The organism is Hyphomonas sp. (genome assembly GCF_040882205.1).
In the GTDB taxonomy this organism is placed as follows: Bacteria; Pseudomonadota; Alphaproteobacteria; order Caulobacterales; family Hyphomonadaceae; genus Hyphomonas.
The window spans coordinates 1-9917 of record NZ_JBBEBT010000359.1 but is presented as its reverse complement, the minus strand read 5'-3'; the positions used below and the strand labels follow the sequence as shown (position 1 = coordinate 9917).

Sequence of the window (9917 nt, the reverse complement as noted above, 5' to 3'; positions counted from 1 at the left end):
TGTTGCCGAGGTCGGCGCGGCCGCCATAGACGGTGTTGGCGATCAGTTCCGGTTTGCGGGCATGTTGCCTGGCGAGGTCGGGATTGCGGCGATAATACCGGAAAGTCTTGATCAGACCTTCGGCGGAATAACTTAAGCCTTCCTCGGTGGACTTGAACCAGCCGGTTTCAACGAGGCCCTGACCGAAGAAATGGCCAAGGCGGAGCGGCGTATAGATGTCGTAGCGCTCAAGCGTCGGCCACGAATCGATGATGGCCTTGATGTAGCGCCCTTGCGTGCCGAGCTGGAGAAGGTCCCACCCCTTCCGGCCCGGCAGCAGCCGCGCGATCTTGTCGAGGTCGATGTCCCCGACGCCGTTGATGGTAATGATTCTTGCCATGATCCGCCCTCCCGGCACGGCATTTTTTACCATGCACTGAGCGGGGACTATAGACTGATTTGAACCGAAAGCGTGACTTTGTTGCCGGGCCGTTCAGCCGCGTCAGTCATCCTTGTCGGAGCCGCCCCTGGAATCGAGCAGGCCGCCGGCGAGCAGGCCCGCGAGGGCCGCAATGATAAGCGTCCTCGTGGACCCGCCGCCCACGGCGAGGCCGGTGAGGGTCCCGAGCGTCGCTCTCTGGCGGGCGCCGGAAACTTCCTTCGCGCGCTCTATTTCCGCTTTGGCTGACAGCGTGCCGAAATAATAGATGATCCCGGCCGCCACAACGCAGCCGATCGCGACGGCGCCAAGAGCCGCCCAGGCGCTCATCAGCTGGGCGAGGTAGAGGGCGAGCGAGCCGACGGCGAGGACATAGGCCGTGAGCAGCAAGACGATGGCCACCAATGTGTATCCAACTCCCTTCGCGCGCCGAGAAACGGCGCCGCCAATATCAAGATTGGCGAGGGAGAGGAATGCAGACAGAAGCGGCAGGAAGCGCATTGCGCAGTATCAGCGGCGCAGGAACAGCGAAGCGAGGAAGCCCACGCCGAAAGCAATGAGCAGTGTCTGGAGCGGATTTTCGCGGGCCGTTTCGACGACCTTCTTCTCCGCTGCGCTGGCCTTTGCCTTGATTTCCAGAAGGACTTCGCGAAGTTCTTCCATGATCTGATCGGCCGTATCGCCCGAGAAAACGTCGGCAAGGGCATCGATCTTCGTTTCGGCCTTCTTGCCGAGCGTGCCCATGATCTCGTCCATTTCCTCGCGCAGGGCTTCGAGGCGGGCCTCGAGTTCCCGGGTTGCCTTGTCGGCAGCGGCTTTGGCGCGTTTGGACGTGTTCGAAGATGTATCGGACATTCAGGGTCACCTTTGGGTCAGCGGTTGATGGCCAGCGAAGAACGCCGATGCACCGCGAGGCTGAGCATCCACATAGCCAGGAATACTGAAATTCCAGTTTAGAACATGGCTTTAATTGCGTTCGCCACCTGATTCGCGCAGGTAGCGAATGACTAACGCACGCGCGCAGAAAAGGTTTCAGTCGCGGACCATCCGGGCGCGCAAAAGCTCCAGCCAGGCCTGCTGGCGGTGGACCATCGAGACCAGATCGCCGGGGTCGCCCTGCTCGATCAACCGGTCGAGCCAGAGACCAAGCACATTCGCCTGCGAGCCGGACCAGTCACAAACAGGCCCGCTGGCCGGCATTGGGGAGGAAACGGCGCCGGGAGGGTTTTGTGAGTTGACGGGGCAGGTTCGGTAAATCCCTGACATTTCAGTTGCTTCGCCGCGTTCCGGCGATTCAGTCCGGAGGGTTTGAACATCGAATTGACGGGACGGGCGCATGGCATGGCCCCCAGTTTTGCGAATAATTCTTATTCGCAGATCCTGGCCGCCGCGTCAACCGTCCAGACGTGGTGTCACGGTGTCCCAAAGGAAACGGTTCACAAGACGCACCCGATTGCCCTAAATCCCGGCCATGGCAGACGACATTCTCCCCTTCAGTTCCGCATTCCCCGAAGCCACCGAAGCCGACTGGCTGCGCGAGGTCGAAAAGGCCCTGAAGGGCAAGGGCGCCGACACGTTGACCCGCAGGACGGCGGACGGCGTGGGCATCAAGGCGCTGTACCGCGAGAGCGACTTTGCCGCCGCGGCCGATCCGCTGGGCATCCCCGGCGAAGCGCCTTTCCTGCGCGGGAAAACGGCAGCGCCGGACAGGTGGCTGCCCTGGGATATCCGGCAGGCCTTTGCGCATCCGTCGGCCGAGCGGACCAATACCGAAATCCTGCGCGACCTCGAGCGCGGCGTCTGCTCCGTCGAGATTGCGCTGGACCCCGCCGGCAAGGCGGGCGTGCAGATCACCGAGGCGGCAGACTTTGATAGAGCGCTGGCGGGCGTGAGGGCCGATATGGCCGGCGTGGCGCTGGACCATGCAACTTCGCCGGGCGCGCCGGCATCCGCGCTCCTCGGCCTCTGGGCAGAGAAACAGGAGAATGCCGCCGGGCTGAAGATCGATTTCAACATGGCCCCGCTCGGCGCACTTGCGCGAAACGGCACACTGGCGGGCGGCCTGGACGCAGCGTTTGCGCGGCACGGCGCGGTGGCGAGCGCGCTCGGCGCGAGCTTTCCTATGGCGGGCCTGTTCCGCATTGATGCGCGCATGGTGCATGAGGCGGGCGGATCGGAAGCGCAGGAGCTCGGCGCGCTGATCGCCTCGGCCATCGACACGCTGCGGCGGCTGGACGGGCATGCGGATACGGCGCGGATTGCGGCGAACTTTACATTTGCGCTGTCGCTGGACGCCAACTACGGCATCGGCATCGCCAAGCTGCGCGCGGCGCGACGGCTCTGGGCGCGCTGCCTTGAAGCGCTGGGGCTCGCGGCCTCGCCGATGCGGCTGCAAGGCGTGACTTCGCTGCGGATGCTGACGAAGTATGATCCGTGGACGAACATGTTGCGCGGCACCTGCGCGGCTTTTGCAGGCGCTGTCGGCGGAGCAGACATTCTTACGGTGCGGGCGTTCAATGAAGCGCTCGGCCTGCCGGAAGAACTCGGCCGCCGTATTGCGCGCAACACGCAGATCATTGCGATGGAAGAAAGCCAGCTTGGCAGGGTGGCGGATACGACGGGTGGGGCCTGGTTTACCGAGACGCTGGCGGATGACCTGGCAAAGGCCGCATGGGCCGAGTTTCAGAAAACCGAGGGGGAAGGCGGCTTTGCGGCCTCGCTGATCGCCGGTGCATTCCAGGCGCGGGTGGCGACTGCGCGCGAGGCGCGGGCGAAGGACATTGCGCGGCGGAAGATTCCGGTGACGGGTGTCAGCGAGTATCCGCTTCTCGAGGAGATCGGCGCGCCGGTGGCGGCCGTGGAAACGCCGAAGCCGCGTGCGGGCTTCTCTGCGGCGGGTACCCAGCATTTTGCGAAGACGGCGATTGCGGGCGGCCCGGATGCATCGGCGGCAGCGCTCGCGCCGATCCGTCTGGCCGCGCCTTTCGAGGCGCTGCGAGATGCCGCCGCGAAACCGGATCGTCCGCCTGCGGTGTTTCTGGCGACAATCGGAAGTCTTGCGGAGTTCACCGCACGGGCAGATTTTGCGCGCAATTTCTTTGCAGCAGGCGGGATCGTCTCGGAGGAGCCGCCTGTGCCGCCGAAGGCGGTGGCGGAACTGGTATCTGCCTTCCGGGCCTCTGGTTGCCGGATCGCGGTGTTGTGCAGCACCGACAGGTTGTACGAAGCTGAAGCGTCCGGCGCGGCGCAAGCGCTGAAGAAGGCCGGCGCGCAGCGTGTTTGGCTCGCGGGCAAGCATGAAGGCGCGGGCATCGATGCGAACATCTTTGCCGGCGCGGATGTGGTGCATCTGCTCAAACTTGCCCATGCCGAACTCGGAGTGGCACAATGACCCAGTTCCCGGATTTCACGAGACTCACGCTCGACACCCCAACCGGAAAGGCCGGCAATCCGAAGCTCGGCGAGGCATGGGAGACGCCGGAAGGCATTGCGGTGAAGACCGCCTATATGGCGCAGGACCGCGCGGGGCTGGATTTCGTCGATGATTATCCGGGGCTTATGCCGTTCGGACGGGGGCCCTATCCGACGATGTACACGAACCAGCCCTGGACGATCCGGCAATATGCGGGCTTTTCGACGGCGGAGGATTCCAATGCCTTCTACCGGCGCAACCTTGCCGCCGGACAGAAGGGGCTGTCGGTCGCGTTCGACCTGGCGACGCACCGGGGTTATGATTCCGACCATGTGCGCGTGTCCGGCGATGTGGGCATGGCGGGCGTGGCTATCGATTCCATCTATGACATGCGCACGCTGTTTTCCGGCATTCCGCTGGACCAGATGTCGGTGTCGATGACGATGAATGGCGCGGTTCTGCCGATCCTCGCGCTGTATATTGCGGCGGCCGAGGAACAGGGCGTGCCACCGGAGAAGCTCGCCGGCACCATTCAGAACGACATTCTGAAAGAGTTCATGGTGCGCAACACTTATATCTATCCGCCGAAACCCAGCATGCGGATCATTTCGGACATCTTCGCCTATACCTCGCGGAAGATGCCGAAGTACAACTCGATCTCGATCTCCGGCTATCACATGCAGGAAGCCGGCGCGACGGCAGACCTGGAGCTGGCTTACACGCTGGCCGACGGCATCGAGTATATCCGCGCGGGCGTCGCCGCCGGGCTGGATGTGGATGCGTTTGCGCCGCGCCTTTCCTTCTTCTGGGCGATTGGCATGAACACGTTCATGGAAGTTGCCAAGATGCGCGCCGCGCGCCTGATCTGGGCGAAGCTGGTGCAGGAGAATTTTGCACCGAAATCCTCGAAATCTCTCAGCCTGCGGACACATTCTCAGACCTCCGGCTGGAGCCTGACGGCGCAGGATGTTTACAACAACGTGATCCGCACCTGCCTCGAAGGCATAGCAGCGGCGGGCGGGCAGACGCAGAGCCTGCACACCAACAGCTTCGACGAAGCCCTCGCCCTGCCGACGGACTTTTCGGCACGCATCGCGCGCAACACACAGATCCTGCTGCAACAGGAAGCGGGCGCCTGCCAGTCTATCGACCTGTTCGGCGGCAGCTATTATGTCGAGCGCCTGACGCATGACCTTGCCGCGAAGGCGCTGAAGCACATCGCAGAAGTTGAGGCGATGGGCGGCATGGCGAAGGCCATAGAGGAAGGCCTGCCAAAGCTGCGCATCGAGGAAGCCGCCGCCAACACGCAGGCGCGCATAGACAGTGGCACGCAGACGGTGGTGGGCGTCAACAAGTTCCTTTTGGACGAAGACGAAGACGTCCCTGTACTGAAGGTTGACAATGCTGCCGTGCGCCGGATGCAGCTTGATAAACTTGCGCGCCTGAAGGCGGAGCGCAATGGCGCGGACGTCGAAGCGAAGCTGAACGCGATTGCCGAGGCCGCAGCCAGCACGAAGGGCAACCTTCTGGAGCTGGCCGTAGACGCCGCCCGCGCCAAGGCGACCGTCGGCGAGATTTCGGAAGCGGTAGAACGCAGCCAGGGCCGCCACAGCGCCATCATCCGCTCGATCAAGGGCGTGTATGGCGGCGGCGTGAAGGGCAATGACAAGGCGGAGTATGCCAAGGAACTCGCCGCCAGATACGTGAAGACGAACGGCCGCAAACCGAAGATCTATATCGCCAAGATGGGCCAGGACGGGCATGACCGGGGGCAGAAGGTTGTCGCATCCGCACTGATGGACCTTGGCTGGGATGTCGAGATTGGCCCGCTGTTCCAGACGCCGGAAGAAGCCGCCGCCGATGCGCGCAAGGCGGGCGTAGACATCGTTGCGGCGTCATCGCTCGCAGCGGGCCACCTGACGCTGGTGCCGGAATTGAAACGCGCCCTTGGCAACGAAGGCGCGGCGAACGCGCGGATCATCGTGGGCGGGGTTATCCCGCCGCAGGACTTCGACGCCTTGCGCACGGCCGGCGCCGCCGCCATCTTCCCTCCGGGCACCGTGATTGCCGACAGCGCGATTCGCATGCTCGAATTGCTGGGCGACAAGACGGATCCGGCCCTGACGGCAGCGGAATAAGGACCGGCGCACATGATCCTCTCAACCACTTCTTCCATCGATGGCCGCAAGATTGTGGCCTACAAGGGTGTCGTTTGCGGCGAGGTCGTCATCGGGGCCCACCTTGGCAAGGACATCCTGGCGAGCTTCACGAACCTAGTGGGCGGGCGGTCGGAATCCTATGAGAGCACTCTGCGTGAGACGCGCAATGATGCAATCCGCGAAATGAAGGAAGAGGCGGGCACGCTGGGCGCGAATGCGGTTGTCGGCATCAAGTTCGATTACGGCGTCGTTGGACAGCAGGGCTCGATGATGATGGTGGCGGTGTCCGGCACGGCGGTCGTGCTCGAGTGAGCACGTTTGCGCTGACGGCGCCGGGCGTTGAGGAAATGCTCGCCTGTGCGGAAAAGTGTTTCGCCGAGTTGCCGGAGTTCATGCGCAAGGCGGCCGGGGATGTGCGCATCCTGGTGATGGACTATGCCGAGGACGAAATCCTGGGCGACATGGAAATCGATGATGCGCTGGACCTGACCGGGCTCTATTGCGGTGTGCCGCTGACCATCGAGAGCGTGACGCAGCCGGCGATCGAGCGGCCATTGATCTATCTCTACCGGATACCGATCCTGTTCGAATGGGCGCAGCGCGGCGATACGACGATTGAAGAGCTTGTCACTCACGTGTTCATTCACGAACTCGGCCACCATTTTGGCTGGTCAGACGAGGAAATCGACGCGAAGCTGGAAGAGGACGACGAAGGCTGATCGCCTGTTTTCAGGTCACGTATTGTGAGACGCCTTCTTCGCCCGGCATTTGAGGGGACATTTCATGAGATCATACTTTCTGTTCGCAGCGGCGTTGCTGCTCGGCGCTTGTTCTAAGGAAGCCGCGGCGCCGGCGGAGCCAGATGTGTCCATGATTGCGGAAAACGCCGTTGTCGCGGAAGCGGCCGTCCAACCTGCGGAAACTGAACTGGCCGCCTCAGTATCGCCTGCCGCGCCCGTTGCCGTGCCTGTGCAGCCCGCGCCTGCCGTTCCCGCCGAGCCAGCGGCGCAACCTGCCGAAGCGCAGCGTGACGCACGGATGGCAGGCATCTGGGTGAACGAGAACATCGTCAACAGCGGTGGCAGCAACTTCGCCTCTTATACGACCGTGATGACGATGGAACTGCACCCGGATGGCCGGGTTGTGCAGTATACGGAATCCATCGGCGGCGGCGGTAACTGGTCGTATGATGGCGGGCGGACCATTGACTTCGAGGGCGAATGGCGCGCCGATGGGCAGACATTGTCCGTCTACGCCGCGCCCCTGCCCGGCTTCACGCTGGCAGCAACCTACAGTTTCTCCGGTGAGTATCTTGTCACGCAGTCGGACATGGGCCGCCTGATCTGGCAGCGCCGGGGATGAGCACACCGCGATCAACAAGGATGAAACGCAGATGACGCAACACGATGGCCTCGGCCTTGCGCAGCTTGTCAGGGAAAAGAAGGTTTCGCCCTCTGAATTGCTGGAGGAGGCGGTCAGCCGCGCTGAGAAGGCGCAGGCGCGGGTAAATTGTTTTGCGGCGCTGTATCCGGATCTGGCGCGTGAGCAGATTGCCAAGGGCGGGCTTGAGGGACCGTATGCGGGCGTGCCGTTCGTCACCAAGGACCTCGCCGTTGGCGTCAAGGGGGCGCCTCTGACCGGGGGCAGCCGCGCTTACAAGGATGTCGTGTGTACGGACGATACTACGCTCGTGAAGCGCTACCGGGAAGCGGGTCTCGTTTTCTTTGGTTCGACCACGACGCCCGAATTCGGCCTGACGCTGACGACAGAGTCCACGCTTTACGGCCAGACGCGAAACCCATGGGACCGCACGCGCATTGCGGGCGGATCGTCCGGCGGCGCCGCGGCGGCGGTGGCATCCGGCGTGCTTCCGGTCGCGCAGGCGAGCGATGGGGGTGGCTCGATCCGCATTCCAGCGGCGTGCTGCGGCGTGTTCGGCCTGAAACCGTCGCGCGGGCGGATTCCGATGGGGCCGTCGCGCACGGAAGGCTGGAATGGTCTTTCGACGGTGCATGTCATCAGCCGGACTGTGCGGGACACGGCAGCGCTGCTCGACCTCACCCACGGGCCGGAGACCGGCAGCCGCTATATCGCAACACCTCCCGCACGGCCTTACCTTTCCGAGCTGGACCGCGACCCGAAACAGCTGCGCATTGCGCTCTGGCGGACGGCGCCGAATGGCACGAAGCCGGACGCCGACGCGGCCGCAGGGCTGGAGGCGACAGCAAGACTGCTCGAAGGCCTTGGGCACATCGTGGTTGAGGCCGGGCCCCTGCTCAATGGCGAGGCGCTGGCCAGGGCGGGCCTGTTCACCATTTCGGCCAACATCGCCGCGCAGCTAGACGAATATGGTGCGGTGAGGGGCCGTCCGGTCACGGATGATGAGATCGAGCCGGTGACGGCGGGCATGGTCCGGCTCGGGCGCACAGTGCCAATGGTAGAGCTTGCCAAGGCGAACAACGTATTCATTACGGCGGCTATCCAGTACGAGCATTTCCTCGATGCGGGTAGCTTTGACCTGACGCTGTCGCCGACGCTGCACCGGGCGCCGGATCTTCTCGGCACGATGGCGCTGACAGCGGACGGGCAGAAGATGGGCGAAGCAATTGCCGGATTTGCACCGCACTGCGCGGTGTTCAATCATATGGGCGCGCCGGCGATGTCCGTGCCGCTGCACTGGACCGCGCCGACAGCGACTGCGCCGGGCGGCCTGCCGATCGGAATGATGTTCGGCGCGCGCTATGGGCAGGAAGGCCTGTTGCTGGCGCTTGCCGGACAGTTGGAACGCGCGGCGCCCTGGGCGCATCGCCGTCCGCCGGAATGGGTTGGCTGAGGCATGGACCTGCGGAAGTGGTACGCAGGCGGGTGCCATTGCGGCGCGGTGCGGTGGGAGGCGGAACTTCCGCAGACCTTCGAGGCGGAAGATTGCAACTGCTCGATGTGCGCGATGAGCGGCAACATCCATGTGATCGTGCCGCGCGGCCGGTTCCGGCTTGTTCAGGGGGCGGACAATCTGACGGAGTACACGTTCAATACCGGCGCCGCAAAGCATCGCTTCTGCCGCACCTGCGGGATCAAGAGTTTCTATGTACCGCGCTCAAATCCGGATGGTTTCGCCGTCACCTGGCGCTGCCTCGATGACTGGAACACGCTCCGCGTCACAGTTACGCCGTTTGACGGGCAGAACTGGGAAGCCAATGGCGCGCGGCTGGCGCACAAGTCGCAGGATTAGGGCGGGGCGGGTTCGGTGCGGTCTTCCTTGCGCTCTTCGCGCCGCTCACGGAACTTTTCCAGACGCTCACCCCGCTTGCCGCGTTTTTCCATATTTCCGGACATGATTCTGGACACCATGGCGCGCTGCGCAGGCGAGAGCTCGGCGAGACCGTCAAACATGTGGTTGCCGACCGTGTCGCGGGCGGCGCGGTCGGCTTCGCGCAGGCGCGCAAGGGCGGCGCGGACCGCGGCATCATCATAGACTTCGGCGCGCAGGACTTCGGCAAGCTCGCGCTCTGCCTCATGCCGCACGACCATTGCTTCGCGCCCGGCCTCGAAGCTTTCTCGCATCAGCTGGCGCATGCCGTCGCGCTCGGCCTCGGTCAGCTCAATTGCGTGTTCGCCTTTGCCGCGGTCCCGGCCGGGATCGTGCCCAGACGGTCCTTTCAGGAAAATGCCTGCCAGCAAACCGACCAGCACCAGATTGCCGAGGACGGACACTGTCAGCCAGAACGGAAAACGCCGGACCGGCGGTTGTTGTTCGCTCATCAGCCCAGCTCCTCAGCAAACGCCGCCGGATCGAAACCGAGTGCGTGTTCGAGAACGATTTCAACTTCTTCGGATTCGCTCGCCGCGCTGGCGGCCGGCGCGACCATCACGCCCATGAAGAGCCCCGCCGCGAGCGCTGCGAAGCCGCCCGCAGGGGCCCACGGCG

11 protein-coding genes and 1 pseudogene are annotated in these 9917 nt (G+C 63.8%); 7 read left to right on the top strand and 5 right to left on the bottom strand.

Annotated elements, in window-relative coordinates:
- From WEA77_RS15655 to WEA77_RS15640, 4 genes and pseudogenes are all read right to left on the bottom strand, one after another.
- Positions 1-379 (bottom strand): annotated as a pseudogene (locus tag WEA77_RS15655) (hypothetical protein); the annotation flags it as partial.
- A 102-nt stretch (positions 380-481) separates the two neighbouring features.
- Positions 482-919: a hypothetical protein gene (locus WEA77_RS15650; protein ID WP_368068800.1), complete on the bottom strand. Its 438-nt coding sequence runs from the start codon at positions 917-919 to the stop codon at positions 482-484.
- Between the two features lie 9 nt (positions 920-928).
- Positions 929-1273, bottom strand: a complete 345-nt coding sequence (locus WEA77_RS15645; protein WP_368068799.1) for a hypothetical protein — start codon at positions 1271-1273, stop codon at positions 929-931.
- 177 nt (positions 1274-1450) lie between these two features.
- Positions 1451-1618, bottom strand: coding sequence for a hypothetical protein (locus WEA77_RS15640; RefSeq protein WP_368068798.1), 168 nt, complete (start codon positions 1616-1618; stop codon positions 1451-1453).
- 271 nt (positions 1619-1889) lie between these two features.
- Between WEA77_RS15640 and WEA77_RS15635 the strand changes: the two genes are divergently transcribed.
- The 7 genes from WEA77_RS15635 to WEA77_RS15605 all read left to right on the top strand — a co-directional run bounded on the left by WEA77_RS15635 (position 1890) and on the right by WEA77_RS15605 (position 9221).
- Positions 1890-3809 carry a methylmalonyl-CoA mutase family protein gene (locus tag WEA77_RS15635; RefSeq protein WP_368068797.1) on the top strand — a complete coding sequence of 640 codons (1920 nt, stop codon included), beginning with the start codon at positions 1890-1892 and terminating at the stop codon, positions 3807-3809.
- Entirely contained in the window at positions 3806-5968 is a 2163-nt protein-coding gene (scpA, locus tag WEA77_RS15630) for a methylmalonyl-CoA mutase (protein WP_368068796.1), read from the top strand. Before WEA77_RS15635 ends, scpA begins: the two co-directional genes overlap by 4 nt.
- 12 nt (positions 5969-5980) lie before the next feature.
- Entirely contained in the window at positions 5981-6301 is a 321-nt protein-coding gene (locus tag WEA77_RS15625) for a YbjQ family protein (RefSeq protein WP_368068795.1), read from the top strand.
- Positions 6298-6708: a metallopeptidase family protein gene (locus WEA77_RS15620; RefSeq protein ID WP_368068794.1), complete on the top strand. Its 411-nt coding sequence runs from the start codon at positions 6298-6300 to the stop codon at positions 6706-6708. The genes WEA77_RS15625 and WEA77_RS15620 overlap by 4 nt, the downstream gene beginning before the upstream one ends.
- A 64-nt stretch (positions 6709-6772) precedes the next feature.
- Entirely contained in the window at positions 6773-7351 is a 579-nt protein-coding gene (locus tag WEA77_RS15615) for a hypothetical protein (protein WP_368068793.1), read from the top strand.
- A gap of 31 nt (positions 7352-7382) precedes the next feature.
- Positions 7383-8822 (top strand): amidase, encoded by a 1440-nt coding sequence (locus tag WEA77_RS15610; protein ID WP_368068792.1) that lies wholly within the window; start codon positions 7383-7385, stop codon positions 8820-8822.
- A gap of 3 nt (positions 8823-8825) precedes the next feature.
- Positions 8826-9221, top strand: a complete 396-nt coding sequence (locus WEA77_RS15605; RefSeq protein WP_368068791.1) for a GFA family protein — start codon at positions 8826-8828, stop codon at positions 9219-9221.
- On the opposite strand, the gene WEA77_RS15600 is transcribed toward WEA77_RS15605, so the two are convergent.
- Positions 9218-9751 carry a periplasmic heavy metal sensor gene (locus WEA77_RS15600; protein ID WP_368068790.1) on the bottom strand — a complete coding sequence of 178 codons (534 nt, stop codon included), beginning with the start codon at positions 9749-9751 and terminating at the stop codon, positions 9218-9220. The two genes, WEA77_RS15605 and WEA77_RS15600, sit on opposite strands and share 4 nt — an antisense overlap.
- Between the last annotated feature and the right edge of the window lie 166 nt (positions 9752-9917).